This is a genomic window from Phyllobacterium myrsinacearum (assembly GCF_002980555.1).
GTDB lineage: Bacteria > Pseudomonadota > Alphaproteobacteria > Rhizobiales > Rhizobiaceae > Phyllobacterium > Phyllobacterium myrsinacearum.
In genome coordinates this window covers 386038-402579 of record NZ_PVBT01000001.1, presented here as the reverse complement: position 1 = coordinate 402579, position 16542 = coordinate 386038, and the positions used below count along the sequence as shown (strand labels likewise).

The window sequence follows — 16542 nt, the reverse complement described above, 5'->3', positions numbered from 1 at the left end:
GGCAATTTTCCGCTATGCTAAGACGGTTAACTGCAGGAGACAAACAATGGGACTTACACGTTCGATGAACGTCCTCATGATCTGTGCAGCGTTCGCATTTATCGGTGCAATGGTCGTAGGACTCATACCCTGATTGAGAAAAAGAGCGCCGTGGAGATGGTCTCTGACCGTTAAGAAGGTGACAGACAAATTTGGATGGCCCGGTTGCAACAACCGGGCCATTTCCAATTTAACGCTACTGCCGGATATCAGGCGGCGCCGGCCAAGGCCGGTTCCAGCGGTGCGCTGGCAGGGCGGATGCCGATGAGGTGGCAGATGGCGAAGGCAAGATCGGCCCGGTTCATCGTGTAGAAATGGAAATCCTGAACGCCGCGCTCGACCAGATCGAGAACCTGCTCGGCAGCCACCGCCGATGAGACCAGCGCATGGGTCTGCGGATCGTTTTCCAGCCCCTCGAACCGCTCGGCCAGCCATGCCGGAATATGGGTCCCGGCCTTCGAGCAGAAATTGGTGACCTGCGTGAAATTATGGATCGGCAGGATGCCCGGCAGGATCGGGATATAGATACCGGCGCGGCGGACCTTCTCGACATAACGCTCGTAGAGATCGTTCTCGAAGAAGAACTGCGTGATCGCCCGCGTCGCGCCATTGTCGACCTTGCGCTTGAGCATGTCGATATCGGTGGCGAAATCCGGGCTTTCCGGGTGCTTTTCCGGATAGGCGGAAACGGAAATGTCGAAATCGGCAAAGGCCTTCAGCCCGGCGACGAGATCGGCACCGTTTTCATAACCGCCGGGTGTCGGCTTGTAATGGGCACCGACGCCGCCGGCCGGATCGCCGCGCAGGGCGACGAAGCGCTTCACACCCATGGCCGCAAACTCGCGCACCACGGTATCGACCTCTTCCTTGGTCGCATCGACGCAGGTCAGGTGCGCGGCGGCATTCACATCCGTTTCGGTCAGGATGCGCTTGATGGTGCGCGCCGTGCGTTCACGGGTGGAACCGCCCGCACCGTAGGTCACCGACACGAATTCGGGATTGAGCGGCGCAAGGCGCGTCACGGTTTCCCACAGGCGCTCTTCCATCACCTCGGTCTTCGGCGGGAAGAATTCAAAGGAAACCCGGATATTGGTTCCAAGGTCGGCACGGCGGGATTGGCGGAAAAAGCTCATCAGACACTCTCCGTTACGCGGGAGGTTAAAGCGGGATCAGCAATCAGCAGGCGCGGGTCGCGTGCCAACCACAGTTTGACGGTCAGTTTGTCTTTGTCTTTTGGTTCGAGCTCGATGCTGTTTTCCAGCGCCAGCCCTGCCTCGGTCAGCCAGTCGCGCATCTGGTTGTCGTTGAAGCCAAGCCGTATATGCGCATGGCTGTCCCGCAGGAATTCAAGATCGTGCGGGGCAAAATCAACGATCAGCATGCGCCCGCCTGCGCGAAGGGCGCGGGCCGCCTCGCGAATGGCTTCGGCAGGATTGTCAAGGAAATGCAGCACCTGATGAATGGTCACCAGATCGAAGGATTCCCGGTCCACCGGCAGCGAATAGACGTCACCCTGGCGGACCTGCGCATTGGTGATGCCGGACCGGTCGAGATTGGAGCGGGCAATGGTCAGCATGTCGCGATTGATATCGATGCCCACACCGCGCACGTAAAGCGGGGCAAACAGTTCGAGAAGGCGGCCGGTGCCGGTGCCCACATCAAGCATCGCCTGGAACGGCGTGCGCCCGATGATCTTCGTCAGCGCGGCTTCCACTGCCCCATCCGGCACATGCAGCGAACGGATCGCGTCCCAGCTCGTGGCATTGGCACTGAAATAGGCGGCGGCCCGCTCGCGGCGCTGCAGCTTCACCGAGCCGAGCCGCTCGATATCGCGCTCCAGCAACGGATCGGACACATCAAGACGATCGAGCAGGATCCGGGCGATATCGCCAACCACCAGGGATTCAGCCAGGCGGAAATAGGCCCAGGAGCCCTCCTGATAGCGGTTGATCAGATTGGCTTCGAACAGCAGCTTGAGATGGCGGGAGACGCGCGGCTGCGACTGCCCGAGGATGGAGGTCAGATCGGAAACCGTCAGATCGCCGCGGGACAACAGCGCCAGAATGCGCAGGCGGCTAGGCTCCGCCGCTGCTTTCAGCGTATCGACCATCAGGTCAAGATTGAGATCACGTTTGTCCATCAAGACACCTTCAAAAGATATAAAGATATGTTTATGTGAGAAATACAGATTTGGCAAGGAGTGTTTTTCCGTTGACGGCAAATTTTGTCGCGTCTGAAATAGGCTGGTATATCGGGCGCGAATCGGCGGGAAGACAATGCAATGAGTTCAGGAACCAACCGCCAAAGGGCTATCGGCAAGGCACTGACGCTGCTTTTGCCGGCTGTGCCCTATTCGGATTCCGAGCCCATACGCGCCGCCGCCACGGCACCGCACATGAAAAGCCTGCCGCCGCCCATTGCGGTGTGGCTGGCCACGGTCGCCCATGTCCGCCATCAGCATACGGACTACGATGCGCTGCGCGACGAGGGCTACGACAAGGAGTCGGCCCGCTTCTTCGTGCTTGAGGCCATCAACCGGAAACTGACGGAATGGCGGGCAACGCGGCTGCTCGATCCGGACGAGGACGATCCGAGCTGATCCCGGCATGTTCTGCCCACTGATCTTCATAGATGAGCTGGTCCAGCGGCAACCGTTCCCGCCAGCCGCGCTTCTGAAGTTCCGGCTGATCATAGAGCTGGTCGACATAACCGATGCAGAGATAGGCGATGATCTCGACATGATCGGGGATGGCCAGAATGCGGCGCATGTCCTGGTCGTGATAGATGCTGACCCAGCCGACGCCGATGCCTTCCGCCCTTGCCGCCAGCCACAGGTTCTGCACGGCACAGACGGTGCTGTAGACGTCCATCTGCCGGTTATGGGTCCGCCCCAGAACGACATCGCCGCCGCGTGTCCGGTCGCAGGTGATGCACAGATTGACCGGCGCCTTCACGATGCCCTCAAGCTTCAGCGACGCGTAGAGCGCCTGGCGCTCGTCGGTGAACATGGCCTTTGCTTCGGCATTGGCGCGGGTAAAGGCCTGATGCACCTCGGCCTTGCGTGCCGCATCGCGGATGAGAATGAAATTCCACGGCTGCATGAACCCCACCGACGGCGCGTGATGGGCGGCATCGAGCAGCCGCAGCAGCACATCGTCGTCGACGGGCCTTGGCAGGAACTGGTCGCGCACATCGCGGCGGGTATGGATGGCTTTGTAGACGGCGGCGCGCTCGTCCGCGGAAAAATCGGCGGCGGCAACGGGACCACAGACAGAATCGTGCATCGTTTGCTCCCAACAATGCGAGGGCCAGATTACCCCGGCCCCAGACACCTCCCCGCTGTCCGTGCGGTTTCGGCTATCCGGTCCGGCCGGTCTTCTGACTGAGGTTCACCTGAACCGCGCGCCTTCCGGGTTTCCCCGTGGCAAACTGCGCGGCCCATCCCCTATACAGCGTTGGGCACGTGCCGGATTTGCACCGGCTTCCCGATTCTCCTGCATGCAGGCACCGGACCTGCATTCCATTCGCCACAGATCGGAAAAAGACGCAAGCGTCAGCCGGGATAAATCCATTGCTCCGGCAGGCGCGCATCGACTTTTTCACCGGAACGGATAAGCCCCGGCACCTCGACCCAGGCCACGATGCCGCGCAGCCGCTTCGATGCCTTGACGAAATCAAGCGCCGTCGAGGTGTGATCGGCCGTCTGCGCCCGCTCGGCGATGGAGCGTCCGGCGACCTTGCACGGTGCGTTCTGGCCGTCGACCTTCAGCGTCACCCCACCTTCGAAAAACAGCAGCGTGCGCGGCGGCAGCATGGAAAGCGAGGGAATGCCATCGACAACCATATTGGCGCCGATCCATTCGGGTTTGACATCCGCAAGGCCCATGGCGCTGGCAATTATGTCAAGCTCATCGGCCGCCAGAATGGAAATATGCCGTTCGTTGCGCATCTCGGTGCCGCGTGGATACCAGGGCTCGCGCCCGCCCGACCGGCGTGTCAGGCCCGCATGATAATCGCCGCGTATGCCTTCAAAGGTGAGATCGAGCGTGTCCGTGGCAGCGGTGACAAAACTGTCTTTTGGCGCCTGGAACAGCCCGCTCACCCGTCCGGCGATCTTGCGGGCCGGAAGGATGTCCGTTCTGGTTGCGAAAAGATCTGTCATGACGGCGCTCCGGTGAAATCAGCCGCATCTTAGGAAAATTGCGTGTTAAAACCAGCCAATATCACTGATGGAAACGTCAAAATTGGTGATGGGAGGGCGTCGCCGCCCTCCCGGTCGCATCAGCGTGTCAGAGGCTTGTAGCTCGGACGCTTCGGATTGACGCTGTCCGGACCCAGACGGCGGATCTTGTCGTTCTCATAGTCCTGGAAGTTGCCTTCGAACCATTCGACGTGGCTGTCACCCTCGAAGGCGAGGATGTGTGTCGCCAGACGGTCGAGGAACATGCGGTCGTGGCTGATGATAACGGCGCAACCGGCGTATTTTTCCAGCGCGTCTTCCAGAGCCGCAAGCGTTTCGGTATCCAGATCGTTGGTCGGTTCGTCGAGCAGCAGGACATTGCCGCCGGACTGCAGCATCTTGGCAAGATGCACGCGGTTGCGCTGACCGCCGGACAGATTGCCGACCTTCTGCTGCTGATCGCCGCCCTTGAAGTTGAACGCCGAGACATAGGCGCGCGAATTCATCTCGTTCTTGCCGATCTTGATGATTTCATTGCCGCCGGAGATTTCTTCCCAGACATTCTTCTCCGCCGCCAGATGATCACGGCTCTGGTCGACATAACCGAGATGAACCGTTTCACCGATGCGGATGGAGCCGGAATCCGGCTTTTCCTGTCCGGTGATCATCTTGAACAGCGTGGTCTTACCCGCACCGTTCGGACCGATGATGCCGACGATGCCGCCGGGGGGCAGCTTGAAGGTCAGGTTTTCGATGAGAACACGATCACCGAAGGATTTGGTGAGGTTCTCGGCTTCGATAACCACCTGTCCCAGACGTTCGCCCGCCGGGATGATGATCTGCGCATCGCCAGGACGCTGCTCATTGGCGGCATCGACCAGCGCATCATAGGCCTTGATACGGGCTTTCGACTTGGCCTGGCGCGCCTTGGGGCTGGCGGAAATCCACTCGCGCTCGCGTTCAAGAGCCTTCTGGCGCGAGTCGTCCTCACGGCCTTCCTGCTGCATGCGCTTGGCCTTCGCCCCGAGATAGGCGGAGTAATTGCCCTCGTAGGGAATACCGCGGCCGCGGTCGAGTTCGAGAATCCAGCCGGTCACGTTGTCGAGGAAGTAGCGATCGTGCGTGATCAGCAGGACGGAGCCGGCATATTCGCGCAGGTGCTTTTCCAGCCATGCGGTGGTTTCGGCGTCAAGGTGGTTGGTCGGCTCGTCGAGGAGCAGAAGATCGGGCTGCGACAGGAGCAGACGGCACAGCGCCACGCGGCGGCGCTCACCGCCGGACAGCTTTTCCACGCCGGAATCACCGGGCGGGCAGCGCAGCGCTTCCATGGCCATTTCCACCTGGGATTCCAGATCCCAGAGGTTCTTGGCGTCGATGATATCCTGCAGCCGGGCGCCTTCATCGGCGGTTTCGTCGGAATAGTTCATCATCAGTTCGTTGTAGCGGTCGAGAATGGCCTTCTTGTCCGCGACGCCGTCCATGACGTTGCCCATCACATCCTTGTTCGGGTCCAGAACCGGCTCCTGCGCGAGGTAGCCGACCGTGGCACCATCGGCCAGCCAGGCTTCGCCGGTATATTCCTTGTCCATGCCGGCCATGATCTTGAGAATGGTCGACTTACCCGCACCGTTCGGTCCGAGAATGCCGATCTTGGCATCGGGGTAGAAGGAAAGATGGATGTTTTCGAGAACCTTCTTGGTTCCGTATGCCTTGTTCAGGCCGGCCATATGGTAAATGAATTGGCGTGCCATAACGCGCGTCACTCCGATGTTCGGGATTTTTGGGACATGAATTTGCGCCGTATGTAGGCGAAAGGGGCGCGGGTGGCAATGCACGCGGCGTTTATTTCGGGATTGCCGGGCGTTTTACATTCTTATCGTGCGTGGTTCGACAAGCACAACGGAAATGAAAACCGTCCTCCAAAACGAGCGAAACCGGGTGCGGATATTTCCGTCACCCGGTTTCCCCTCTGGTGCCGCATTTGGGGAGCGTCCTCTTCCCCCCGGAACGGCCATGTAACTGGCAAGCGCCTGGATATCCCGGTCCAAACAACCATCCCAACGCCGCAAACCAGCGCTCTGTCAGCCGTGAAAGCCGGGGACAATCGAGACAAGACACGGGATCCAATCTCTTTCGGAAAGAAGTTTTGCGGCAAGTTTTTGCCGTTTGCAAGAGGTTTTGCAAAATAAAATTGCAGGAACAGGCATGTGATTATTTATTGTGCAAAAACCCGGAAAGATACCCGAATTTACGCAGAATTTATTGTGGATTGACTAATCACGCGCCACCCTTTCAATTGATCGCGGGAGGCATGAATGGGTTTTGCAGACATCGAAACGATCCGGTCAGCGACGGGCGCGGCGCTGGCCATGCGCTTTTCGCCGGCAGCAGGCGCGGGCAAGGCCGTTGTCCAGATCAGCCATGGCCTGGCCGAACACAGCCTGCGCTATGGCCGGTTTGCCGAACATCTCAACAGACACGGTTTTGACGTCTACGCCCACGACCATCGCGGCCACGGCTATACCAAAGCCGATGGTGCCCCGCTTGGCCGTTTCGCCCTTCGCGACGGCATGCGTCTGGTGCTCCAGGACATGGACACCATCAACGCCGCCGCCCGCGCCCGCCATCCGGGCTTGCCGCTTGTCCTCTTCGGCCACTCCATGGGCGGCCTGATCGGCCTCAATTATGTGCTGGGCTATCAGGAAAAGGTCGACGCCGCCGCCATCTGGAACGCCAATTTCTCTGCCGGGCTTGCAGGACGGCTGGCGCAGGGCATCCTGCGCGCCGAACGCATGCTGCTTGGCTCCGACGTGCCGAGCATGCTTCTGCCAAAACTGACCTTTCAGACCTGGGCGCGCGGCATCAGGGATGCCCGCACCCCGTTTGACTGGCTGTCGCACGACCCGGCCGAGGTGGACGCCTATATCGCCGATCCGCTGTGCGGCTGGGACGCGTCGGTCGGCATGTGGCGCGATGTCTTCGGCTTCACCTTTGCCGGGGCGGACAACAGCCGCCTTGCCAAGGTGCGGCGCACCCTGCCTTTCAATCTCGCCGGCGGGGCGGAAGATCCGGCCACTGCCGGGGGCAGCGCCGTGACAGATCTCGGCCAGCGGATGCAGCGGCTCGGATTCAGCGATCTCACGACCAAAGTTTATGCCGGCACCCGCCACGAAGGCTTGAACGAAATCAACCGCGACGTAATCATGCGGGACTTCACCGATTGGGCGGTTCGAGTCGTTCAGCAACAAGCCCCGAAACAAACATTGAATTTGGAGCCCCTTTAACAACCATGACTGAAGCTCCCCTCAAAGGCGTGCGTGTCATTGAACTCGCCCGCGTCCTCGCCGGACCATGGGCCGGGCAAATCCTGGCCGACCTCGGCGCCGATGTGATCAAGGTGGAAAATCCCGCCGGCGGCGACGAAACCCGCGGCTGGGGCCCGCCCTTCATCACCAGCAAGGAAGGCGAAAACCTTTCCGCCGCCTATTTTCATTCCTGCAACCGCGGCAAGCGCTCGATCACGGTCGACTTCACCTCTCCGGAAGGCCAGGAAACGGTGCGGGCGCTCTGCCGGACGGCGGATGTGGTTCTCGAGAACTTCAAGGTGGGTGGCCTGAAGAAATACGGCCTCGACTATGAAACATTGAGTGCCGGCAATCCGCGCCTCGTCTACTGCTCTATCACCGGTTTCGGCCAGACCGGCCCCTATGCCAGCCAGGCCGGCTATGACTTCATCATCCAGGGCATGTCGGGGCTGATGTCGGTCACCGGCGAGCCGGACCGCGAGCCGCAGAAAGTCGGCCTTGCCGTTGCCGATGTGTTCACCGGGCTTTATTCGGTCATCGCCATTCAGGCGGCACTGGCCCATGCGGCAAAGACCGGCGAAGGCCAATGGGTGGATATGGCGCTGTTCGACGTGCAGTCCGCCGTCATGGCCAATCAGGCGATGAATTATCTTGCCACCGGCAACAGCCCCAACCGCATGGGCAACGCCCATCCCAACATCTCGCCCTACGAAGTCGTCCCCACCTCCGATGGCCATCTTATTCTTGCGGTCGGCAATGACGGGCAGTTCGCCCGTTTCTGCACCATCATGGGGCTGGACGGCCTCAGCGCCGATCCGCGCTTTCTCACCAACCGGGCCCGGCTGGAAAACCGGGCCGCGCTGACCGCCATCATCCGGGCGGAGACGCAGAAGCGCACGCGCGCCGACCTGCTCGCCGCCTGCGCCCAGAACGCGGTGCCCGCCGGGCCGATCAACCGTATCGGCGAAATGTTCGACGATCCGCAGATCGTCTCCCGGCAATTGCGCCTCGACCTTGATGATGCCCATGGCAGCAGCATCCCCTCGGTGCGCACGCCGATCGTCATGTCGAAGACACCCCTCACCTACAACAGACCCTCGCCGCGCCTCGGCGAACACAGTGCAGACATTCTCCAGGAATTGAAGGACGCATCCGATGAAAACCGGCGGTGAATTGATCGTAGAAGCCCTGAAAGCCAACGGCGCGGAACGATTGTTCTGCGTCCCCGGCGAAAGTTACCTCGCCGTGCTGGACGCGCTGGTGGATGCCGACGTGGGTGTCACCGTCTGCCGGGCCGAAGGCGGGGCGGCGATGATGGCCGAAGCCTGGGGCAAACTGACCGGCAAGCCCGGCATCTGCTTCGTCACGCGCGGCCCCGGCGCAACCAACGCCTCACCCGGCATCCACATCGCCATGCAGGATTCGACCCCGCTGATCCTGTTCATCGGCCAGGTGCAGCGCGATGCGCGCGAGCGCGAAGCCTTTCAGGAAGTGGAATACCGCCGCTTCTTTGCCGACACCGCCAAATGGGTGGCTGAAATCGACGATGCCCGCCGTATCCCGGAATTCGTCACCCGCGCCTTCTCCGTCGCCACTTCAGGCCGCCCCGGCCCCGTCGTGCTCGCCCTGCCGGAAGACATGCTGACCGACAAGGTCGAAGCGGTGGCCGCACAGGGCTGGCAGCCGGTCGAGACAGGCCCGTCACCCGCCAGCATCGAGAGGCTCGCCGACCTGCTGCAGGGCGCCAAAAAGCCGTTCATGATCCTCGGCGGCTCGCGCTGGGATGAAGCCGCAGTGCGCTCCATCACCCGCTTTGCCGAGAAATGGCATCTGCCGGTCGGCTGTTCCTTCCGCCGCCAGATGCTGTTCGATCACCTGCACCCGAATTATGCCGGCGATGTCGGCATCGGCATCAACCCGGCGCTTGCCGCCCGCGTCAGGGAAGCCGATGTCCTGCTGCTCGTCGGCGGACGTTTCGGCGAAATGCCATCCTCGGGCTATACGCTGATGGACAGCCCTTATCCCAGGCAGACACTGATTCATGTGCATCCCGATGCCGATGAGCTTGGCCGCGTCTATCGCCCCGCGCTTGCCATCAATGCCGCACCGGATGCCTTTGCCGGGGCGGTTGACCATCTGGCGCCGCCCTCGCATATCAACTGGCCCGGTGAAGCGGAGGCTGCGCACGCCGCCTATCTCACATGGTCGACCCCGCCGCAGAGCGGACCCGGCAATGTCGCCATGGGTCCGATCATGACCTATCTTGAAAGCGTACTGCCGGACGATGCGATCATGACCAATGGCGCGGGCAATTACGCCACCTGGCTGCACCGTTTCCATCGCTTCCGCCGTTTCGGCACGCAGGCCGCACCGACATCGGGCTCCATGGGCTATGGCCTGCCGGCAGCTGTCGCGGCCAAACAGCTTCATCCGGAACGGATGGTTGTCTGCTTTGCCGGTGATGGCTGCTTCCTGATGAACGGCCAGGATTTTGCGACCGCGGTCAAATATGGCTTGCCGATCATCGTGCTCGTCATCAACAACAATATCTACGGCACCATCCGCATGCATCAGGAGCGGGAGTATCCCGGACGCGTATCGGCAACGGACCTTACCAACCCCGATTTCGCCCTGCTGGCCCGCGCCTATGGCGGCCATGGGGAGACCGTGGAGGCAACGGCGGATTTCGAAGGCGCATGGCAGCGCGCCGTTCAAAGCGGCAAACCGTCGATCATCGAAATCCGGCTCGACCCCGAAGCAATCACGCCCGCGAAGACCTTGACGGATATCCGCAATAAGCGTTGATCATTCCCTGTTGAATGATTTGAGGATGGAAAGGCGGCTCTTTCGGTGTTAAGGAGCGCGCCTGACCAGACAATATGAAAGCCTGCACATTGAGCAATCCGGCAATCACAATCGTAATTCCCTGCCGAAACGAGGCCGCAAACCTGGCCTTCCTTCTCGATGAAGTGGATGCAGCCATGGAAGGCCGCAGCTACGAAGTGGTGGTGGTCGATGACGGTTCCACCGATGGAACGGGCGACGCCCTGGCCGAACGCATCCGCGCCGGCAAGCCGCTGCGCCATATCCGCCACGACAAATCAGCCGGCCAGAGCGCTGCAGTCCGTTCCGGCGTTTTCGCCGCGAGGGGCGCGATCGTCGTGACGATGGATGGCGACGGCCAGAACGACCCGGCCTATCTGCCCAAACTCGCCGATGCGCTGATCCAGGCGGGCCCCGCCGTGGGCATTGCCGCCGGCCAGCGCCTGAAGCGCACCGACACCAAACTGAAGCAGATTTCGTCAAAACTTGCCAACAAGCTGCGCGGCGCCATCCTGAAGGACAACACGCGCGATTCCGGCTGCGGCTTGAAGGCGGTGCACACCCAGCTTTTCCGCGAACTGCCGTTCTTCGACGGCTGGCACCGCTACCTCCCCGCGCTGGTGATCCGCGAGGGTTACGGCGTCGTGCATGTGGATGTGGTGGACCGGGAGCGCCGCCACGGCAAATCCAATTACGGTATTCTCGACCGCGGTTTGCGCGGCATTCTCGATCTTTACGGTGTGTGGTGGCTGAGAAAGCGCCGCAAGACCGTTCCAACCATTACGGAGATCAGCCATGGCTGACGCAATTACCAATTGGCTGCACTCGGTCTTTGTCGCCCAATTCGATGCCTGGATCGTCCTCGGCTTTTTCGCACAGGGCTGTTTCACCATGCGCTTCGTCGTCCAGTGGATCGCATCGGAAAAGGCCAAGCGCAGCGTTGTCCCGGTGACGTTCTGGTTCTTCTCGCTCTTTGGCGGCGTTCTGCTCTTTATCTACGCGATCGTACGCAAGGATCCGGTGTTCATCGCCGGACAGGGTTTGGGCCTCGTCGTCTACATCCGCAATCTGTGGCTGATCGCCAATGAGAAAAAGGCAATGACGCAGGACAGCTGAGCCAAGGCACCGCAAGGCACGATCATGACCCATTCTGACCCTGCTTCTGCGGGTACCGCAAAACTCCGCTTCAGCCACTACCTGCTGCTCATTTTCATCTGCCTTGTGTCGTTCGTGCCCGGAATCGCCGCGATTCCGCCGCTCGACCGGGATGAAGCGCGTTATATCCAGGCCACGCACCAGATGGCGGAAACCGGCGACTACGTCGACATCCGCTTTCAGGACGCCTCGCGCTACAAGAAACCCGTTGGCATCTACTGGCTCCAGAGCGCCGTGCTGAAGGTCACCGGCTATGACCAGACGGCACCGGTCTGGGTTTACCGGCTTGTCTCGGTCGGCGGTGCAACGCTGGCGGTTCTCGCCACGGCGGCACTCGGCGCATTCCTGTTCGGCCAGAGCGCCGGGCTGCTCGCGGGCATGGCGCTTGCGGCCATTGTCATGCTCGGCTTCGAAGCGCGTGTGGCGAAAACCGACGCCACCCTGCTCGCCACCGTGATGTTTGCCCAGGGTGCGCTGGCATCGGTGTGGATGGCCAGCCGCAACAACACCCCGGCAAAATGGGCGCCTGCCCTCGTCTTCTGGATCGCAACGGCCATAGGCGTTTTGATCAAAGGCCCGATCACGCCCTTCGTCAGCGTTCTCACCGCTGCCGCGCTCAGTCTCTTCTACCGCGAATGGCAATGGCTAAAACGCCTGAAGCCCCTGAGCGGCATCGCCATTCTGCTGGTCATTGTCCTGCCCTGGCTCATCCTGATCACCCTGAAGAGCGGCGGCGCCTTCTTCAACGAATCCGTCGGCAACGATCTTTTGTCCAAGGTGGGCGACGGGCAGGAAAGCCATGGCGCGCCGCCCGGCTATTTCGCCCTGATCTTTGTTGTGTTCCTCTGGCCCTTCGGGGTCATGGCGATGCGCGGCGGCCTGCAGGCGCTCAGCCGTTTCCGTACCGATCCGCGCCTCGCCTTCCTGACCGCCTGGTATATTCCCTACTGGCTGGTAACGGAGATGATCCCGACCAAGCTGCCGCACTACATCCTGCCCGCCTATCCCGCGCTGCTGCTGATGATGGCCTGGGCGGTGGACAGCGGCATTGCCAGCCAGCCCTATCGCGGGCGCTGGCAGATCTGGCTTGAACGGTTGACGCTGCTGGGTCTGGCCATTGCCACGCTGGCGCTGATGGGTGCAGGCACGGTGCTGCCCTGGGTCATGGCCCACACGCTTCCCATTCCAGGGATCATTGCCTTCTTCACCGCAGCGGCGGCCGGTATCTTTGCCAGCGGCCTGGTGCTCAGGGATAATCTGACGCGTGCCGTGCAGGTGACCGCAGCCTTTGCCGTCGCCACGCTGGCCCTGCTGACATGGGGCGTGGCTCCGGCCATCACGCCAATCTGGATGAGCCCAGCCATCAACAATGCCTTCAACGCGGCAAAACCCTGCGCGAACAGCGTGCTGGCTTCGGCTGGCTATGCCGAGCCGAGCCTGGTTTTTCTGGCGGGTACAAAGACCATCCTGACCAGTGGCGCGGGCGCGGCAAAATATCTGCTCGACAATCCCGCCTGTGCCATTTCCGCCGTCGACGAGGGAAGCCAGGCAGAATTTCTGCAAAACTTGCCACAGGGCGAAAAATCCGTTGTCGTGGCCGGCAGTGTTTCGGGCATCAATTACAGCAAGGGCCGCAAGACAACCATAACGCTGTACAAGGCTGCGCAGTAATCCAACGATTGCGAATGTAGTTTTAAGCGCCCTGCCCCAGGCGCGGGCGGCCGATGGAATGGTATTCCAGCCCCGTGCCATCGATATCCTGCTCGCCATAGACGTTGCGCAGATCGAATAGGAGATTGCCCTTCATCAGGCTGGCGACTTTCTTCAGGTCGAGCGCGCGATAGGCATTCCATTCGGTCAGGAGCACGGTGATCCCGGCACCCTCGACGGCTTCATAGGCCGATTTGCACCAGATGACACCCGGCAGCACCGGTTCGGCAGCGGCGCGCGCTTCCGGATCATGCGCGCGCACCGTCAGACCGGCCTTCTGCAGGGCCGGAATGATGTCGAGCGCCGGTGACTCGCGAATATCGTCGGTGTTCGGCTTGAACGCGATGCCAAGCGCCGCAACGGTCTTTGCGCCGCTCCTGGCGGCGGCCGCAATGACCCGCTCCGCCATGGAACGCTTGCGCTGCTCGTTGACCGTGACGACCTGCTCGATCAGGGTCTGCGGTGCATTCATCTTGCGCCCGGTCGCCGCATAGGCGCGGGTATCCTTGGGGAAGCAGGAACCGCCGAAGCCGGGACCGGCATGCAGGAATTTCGAGCCGATGCGGTTGTCCATGCCGATGGCACGGGCCACATCCTGCACATTGCCGCCGGTCTTTTCGCAGAGATCCGCAACCTCGTTGATGAAGGTGACCTTCATCGCCAGAAAGGCATTGGCGGCATATTTGATGATCTCGGCATTTTCCAGCGTGGTCACGATCATCGGCGTTTCACGCAGGTAGAGCGGCCGGTAGACGCGCTTCATCGCATTGGAACCGCGTTCGTCATGCACGCCGACCACCACGCGGTCGGGCCGCAGGAAATCCTCGACGGCCGAGCCTTCGCGCAAAAATTCGGGGTTGGACACCATGGAGAACGGCACATCCGGCCGCGCCTTGGCAATATGCGCGCGCACATCGGCATTGGTGCCGACGACGACTGTCGACTTGATCACGATCACCGCACCCGGCTTCATCGCCGCGGCGATCTCGTCGGCAGCGGCGTAGATATATTGCAGGTCGGCTTCCCCGTCACCGCGCCGCGACGGCGTGCCGACAGCGATGAAAATCACATCCGCGTCGGCGACGGTCGATGCCAGCTCCGTCGTAAAGATCAGACGCCCGTCACGGGCATTGCGGGTCAGGAGTTCGTCCAGACCGGGTTCGTAGATCGTCACTTCCCCGGCCTGCAGGCGCTCGATAATGGCCGGATTCTTGTCGACGCAGGTGACCTGAAAACCGAATTCGGCAAAGCACACACCAGAAACCAGACCGACATAGCCAGTCCCGATCATCGCAATCTTCATCGCACTATCCCATCCGTGACGTCAATTTCGCGCAGACATGTCGCATATTCGCGCGGCGCTGCCAATTGCAGGTTCTATCCCATTCAAAAACGCCAGCCGCGGGATCGCAGCCGGCGTTGCCGATGTGTCTTATCTAGAATGTTTCAACGCGGGTTCAAGCCAGTTTCGGCGGAGTGCGCTCCGGTCCGCGGCGCTCGGCCGACGCCGCCCACAGATTGATGTTCGCATCATTGGCATAAACGTCGATTTCAGTGAGTTCGGCATCGCTGAAATCGAGATTTTCCAGAGACTTGACGCAATCGATGACCTGCTGCGGTTTGCTCGCGCCGATAAGCGCAGTGGTGATCCGGCCGCGGCGCAGCACCCAGGCAAGCGCCATCTGCGCCAGTGTCTGGCCGCGCTTTGCCGCAATCGCGTTCAATGCCCGGATATTGGCAAGGTTCTGTTCGCTGAGGAAGGCCGGATTGAGCGACTTGCCCTGGGCCGCGCGGCTTTCTTCCGGCACGCCCTTGAGATACTTGTCCGTCAGCATGCCCTGCGACAGCGGCGAGAACACGATCGAGCCGATGCCGAGTTCCTCCAGCGTATCGACAAGGCCGTCATCCTCGATCCAGCGGTTGATCATGGAGTAGCTCGGCTGGTGAATGAGGCACGGCGTGCCCAGTTCTTCCAGTATGGCGGCCGCTTCGCGGGTGCGATGCGAGTTGTAGGACGAGATGCCGACATATTGCGCGCGCCCGGAACGGACGATGTGGTCAAGCGCCATCATGGTCTCTTCGAGAGGCGTATCCGGATCGAAGCGGTGCGAATAGAAGATATCGACATAATCGAGACCAAGGCGCTTCAGGCTCTGGTCACAGCTGGCGATCATGTATTTGCGGCTGCCCCACTCGCCGTAAGGCCCGGGCCACATGCCGTAACCTGCCTTGGACGAAATGATCAGCTCGTCACGATAGCCCTGGAAATCCGTGCGCAGGATTTCGCCGAATGCTTCTTCGGCGGAACCGGGCGGCGGGCCGTAGTTGTTGGCAAGATCGAAATGGGTGATGCCGAGATCAAAGGCCTGGCGGCAGATGGCCTGCTTGGTCTGGTGCGGCGTGTCGTGGCCGAAATTGTGCCATAACCCCAGGGAAATCGCCGGAAGCTTGAGGCCGCTCTTGCCGCAGCGATTATACTTCATCGTGTCGTAACGTTTGGGGTCCGCAGTCCATTTCATGATCGATCTCTTCCCTGTCGTCTTGCCTCGGCGCCGAGCCGGACGATTCCCGTTTCAGCGCGCCGGACTATGAACGAAAGTCATGGGGATGTCATGACGGGAAATGCGTAAGTCGCATTGCCATAATACGTATAATACGTATAATACGTAATTCAGACTGAGGAACCTGTCATGAAGCAGTTCACATTTTCGGAGGTTAACCGCCAATCAGGTGAAATTCTCGATACAGCCCTGATCGAGCCTGTCGCTCTGACCAAGCACGGTAAGGAAAAGCTCATCATCATCACGGCGGAAAAATATCACCACCTCATGGGCCAGTCGAGTGCGGTCGCCTATACGCTTGAGGATGCGCCGGATGATATTCATGCCGCGCTTTTGGAAGGTCTCGACACAATACTAACCGGCGAGGACGATGCTTCAACCCGGTGACGTGCTCGAATATCATTATCTTTGGGCACGTCAGGCCGATGCGGGTGAAGAATCCGGCCGAAAAGCACGGCCTGTCTGCCTTGTCGTCAGAACAGCCACAAATCCAGCCAATCTGTTTTTGTTTCCGCTCACGTCACAAAAACCCTTGAGATCACGTGCCTCCACCGCCATCAGCGAAATTGAATGCCGCCGCGCCGGTCTCGATTTTCCATCGTGGCTTATTCTGGACGAATACAATTATGTCGATGCCGACAAAGCCTACGACTTTGTCTCGACAACCCCACTGGGTGCTTTCAGCGAAGCCTTTCTGCGAAAGATCGCCGTTCTCATAAAACAAGCATCCGCAGAACGCCGCGTGCGGGCCGTCCTGCGGACGTAAGCA

16 protein-coding genes and 1 riboswitch are annotated in these 16542 nt (G+C 60.7%); of the genes, 9 read left to right on the top strand and 7 right to left on the bottom strand.

All coding sequences use genetic code 11. From position 1 onward, the window contains the following. Positions 1–248: 248 nt before the first annotated feature. Both metF and C5750_RS01895 read right to left on the bottom strand, forming a co-directional pair. Positions 249–1172 carry a methylenetetrahydrofolate reductase [NAD(P)H] gene (gene metF / locus C5750_RS01900; protein WP_105732171.1) on the bottom strand — a complete coding sequence of 308 codons (924 nt, stop codon included), beginning with the start codon at positions 1170–1172 and terminating at the stop codon, positions 249–251. Further along, positions 1172–2179, bottom strand: a complete 1008-nt coding sequence (locus C5750_RS01895; protein WP_105732170.1) for an ArsR/SmtB family transcription factor — start codon at positions 2177–2179, stop codon at positions 1172–1174. Before C5750_RS01895 ends, metF begins: the two co-directional genes overlap by 1 nt. Before the next feature lie 141 nt (positions 2180–2320). On the opposite strand from C5750_RS01895, the gene C5750_RS01890 reads away from it, so the two are divergent. Continuing rightward, positions 2321–2638: a DUF2293 domain-containing protein gene (locus C5750_RS01890; RefSeq protein ID WP_105732169.1), complete on the top strand. Its 318-nt coding sequence runs from the start codon at positions 2321–2323 to the stop codon at positions 2636–2638. Here the strand turns inward: C5750_RS01890 and bluB are convergent. The 3 genes from bluB to ettA form a co-directional block, all read right to left on the bottom strand. Next, positions 2571–3323 (bottom strand): 5,6-dimethylbenzimidazole synthase, encoded by a 753-nt coding sequence (gene bluB / locus C5750_RS01885; protein WP_105732168.1) that lies wholly within the window; start codon positions 3321–3323, stop codon positions 2571–2573. The genes C5750_RS01890 and bluB overlap by 68 nt on opposite strands. Before the next feature lie 67 nt (positions 3324–3390). After that, positions 3391–3566: riboswitch (cobalamin riboswitch) on the bottom strand. A gap of 26 nt (positions 3567–3592) precedes the next feature. Beyond that, positions 3593–4201: an MOSC domain-containing protein gene (locus tag C5750_RS01880; RefSeq protein ID WP_105732167.1), complete on the bottom strand. Its 609-nt coding sequence runs from the start codon at positions 4199–4201 to the stop codon at positions 3593–3595. 119 nt (positions 4202–4320) lie between these two features. Continuing rightward, positions 4321–5970, bottom strand: coding sequence for an energy-dependent translational throttle protein EttA (ettA, locus tag C5750_RS01875; protein ID WP_105732166.1), 1650 nt, complete (start codon positions 5968–5970; stop codon positions 4321–4323). Between the two features lie 564 nt (positions 5971–6534). On the opposite strand from ettA, the gene C5750_RS01870 reads away from it, so the two are divergent. The 6 genes from C5750_RS01870 (at position 6535) to C5750_RS01845 (ending at position 13173) form a co-directional block, all read left to right on the top strand. Beyond that, positions 6535–7503 (top strand): alpha/beta fold hydrolase, encoded by a 969-nt coding sequence (locus tag C5750_RS01870; protein WP_105732165.1) that lies wholly within the window; start codon positions 6535–6537, stop codon positions 7501–7503. A 5-nt stretch (positions 7504–7508) separates the two neighbouring features. Continuing rightward, complete coding sequence (locus C5750_RS01865; protein WP_105732164.1) at positions 7509–8696, top strand: CaiB/BaiF CoA transferase family protein; 1188 nt, start codon at positions 7509–7511, stop codon at positions 8694–8696. Then, positions 8680–10329, top strand: a complete 1650-nt coding sequence (locus C5750_RS01860) for a thiamine pyrophosphate-binding protein (protein WP_105732163.1) — start codon at positions 8680–8682, stop codon at positions 10327–10329. Before C5750_RS01865 ends, C5750_RS01860 begins: the two co-directional genes overlap by 17 nt. 74 nt (positions 10330–10403) lie before the next feature. Then, positions 10404–11150 (top strand): glycosyltransferase family 2 protein, encoded by a 747-nt coding sequence (locus tag C5750_RS01855; RefSeq protein WP_105732162.1) that lies wholly within the window; start codon positions 10404–10406, stop codon positions 11148–11150. Next, positions 11143–11463 carry a lipid-A-disaccharide synthase N-terminal domain-containing protein gene (locus C5750_RS01850; protein WP_105732161.1) on the top strand — a complete coding sequence of 107 codons (321 nt, stop codon included), beginning with the start codon at positions 11143–11145 and terminating at the stop codon, positions 11461–11463. Before C5750_RS01855 ends, C5750_RS01850 begins: the two co-directional genes overlap by 8 nt. Before the next feature lie 24 nt (positions 11464–11487). Further along, entirely contained in the window at positions 11488–13173 is a 1686-nt protein-coding gene (locus C5750_RS01845) for an ArnT family glycosyltransferase (RefSeq protein WP_105732160.1), read from the top strand. A 22-nt stretch (positions 13174–13195) separates the two neighbouring features. Here C5750_RS01845 and C5750_RS01840 read toward each other — a convergent pair whose 3' ends face one another. Then, the gene (locus C5750_RS01840; protein ID WP_105732159.1) at positions 13196–14515 is read right to left on the bottom strand and encodes a UDP-glucose dehydrogenase family protein; all 1320 of its coding nucleotides are present in this window, start codon (positions 14513–14515) and stop codon (positions 13196–13198) included. A 154-nt stretch (positions 14516–14669) separates the two neighbouring features. Next, entirely contained in the window at positions 14670–15731 is a 1062-nt protein-coding gene (gene mgrA / locus C5750_RS01835) for an L-glyceraldehyde 3-phosphate reductase (RefSeq protein ID WP_105732158.1), read from the bottom strand. Between the two features lie 171 nt (positions 15732–15902). On the opposite strand from mgrA, the gene C5750_RS01830 reads away from it, so the two are divergent. Beyond that, the gene (locus C5750_RS01830; protein WP_105732157.1) at positions 15903–16160 is read left to right on the top strand and encodes a type II toxin-antitoxin system Phd/YefM family antitoxin; all 258 of its coding nucleotides are present in this window, start codon (positions 15903–15905) and stop codon (positions 16158–16160) included. Between the two features lie 145 nt (positions 16161–16305). After that, complete coding sequence (locus C5750_RS26970; protein WP_342588447.1) at positions 16306–16539, top strand: hypothetical protein; 234 nt, start codon at positions 16306–16308, stop codon at positions 16537–16539. Positions 16540–16542: the final 3 nt, after the last annotated feature.

Bases quoted from the DNA above. Each gene is read 5' to 3' on its own strand.
- metF (WP_105732171.1), bottom strand. From the start codon at position 1,172: ATGAGCTTTTTCCGCCAATCCCGCCGTGCCGACCTTGGAACCAATATC.
- C5750_RS01895 (WP_105732170.1), bottom strand. From the start codon at position 2,179: ATGGACAAACGTGATCTCAATCTTGACCTGATGGTCGATACGCTGAAA.
- C5750_RS01890 (WP_105732169.1), top strand. From the start codon at position 2,321: ATGAGTTCAGGAACCAACCGCCAAAGGGCTATCGGCAAGGCACTGACG.
- bluB (WP_105732168.1), bottom strand. From the start codon at position 3,323: ATGCACGATTCTGTCTGTGGTCCCGTTGCCGCCGCCGATTTTTCCGCG.
- C5750_RS01880 (WP_105732167.1), bottom strand. From the start codon at position 4,201: ATGACAGATCTTTTCGCAACCAGAACGGACATCCTTCCGGCCCGCAAG.
- ettA (WP_105732166.1), bottom strand. From the start codon at position 5,970: ATGGCACGCCAATTCATTTACCATATGGCCGGCCTGAACAAGGCATAC.
- C5750_RS01870 (WP_105732165.1), top strand. From the start codon at position 6,535: ATGGGTTTTGCAGACATCGAAACGATCCGGTCAGCGACGGGCGCGGCG.
- C5750_RS01865 (WP_105732164.1), top strand. From the start codon at position 7,509: ATGACTGAAGCTCCCCTCAAAGGCGTGCGTGTCATTGAACTCGCCCGC.
- C5750_RS01860 (WP_105732163.1), top strand. From the start codon at position 8,680: ATGAAAACCGGCGGTGAATTGATCGTAGAAGCCCTGAAAGCCAACGGC.
- C5750_RS01855 (WP_105732162.1), top strand. From the start codon at position 10,404: ATGAAAGCCTGCACATTGAGCAATCCGGCAATCACAATCGTAATTCCC.
- C5750_RS01850 (WP_105732161.1), top strand. From the start codon at position 11,143: ATGGCTGACGCAATTACCAATTGGCTGCACTCGGTCTTTGTCGCCCAA.
- C5750_RS01845 (WP_105732160.1), top strand. From the start codon at position 11,488: ATGACCCATTCTGACCCTGCTTCTGCGGGTACCGCAAAACTCCGCTTC.
- C5750_RS01840 (WP_105732159.1), bottom strand. From the start codon at position 14,515: ATGAAGATTGCGATGATCGGGACTGGCTATGTCGGTCTGGTTTCTGGT.
- mgrA (WP_105732158.1), bottom strand. From the start codon at position 15,731: ATGAAATGGACTGCGGACCCCAAACGTTACGACACGATGAAGTATAAT.
- C5750_RS01830 (WP_105732157.1), top strand. From the start codon at position 15,903: ATGAAGCAGTTCACATTTTCGGAGGTTAACCGCCAATCAGGTGAAATT.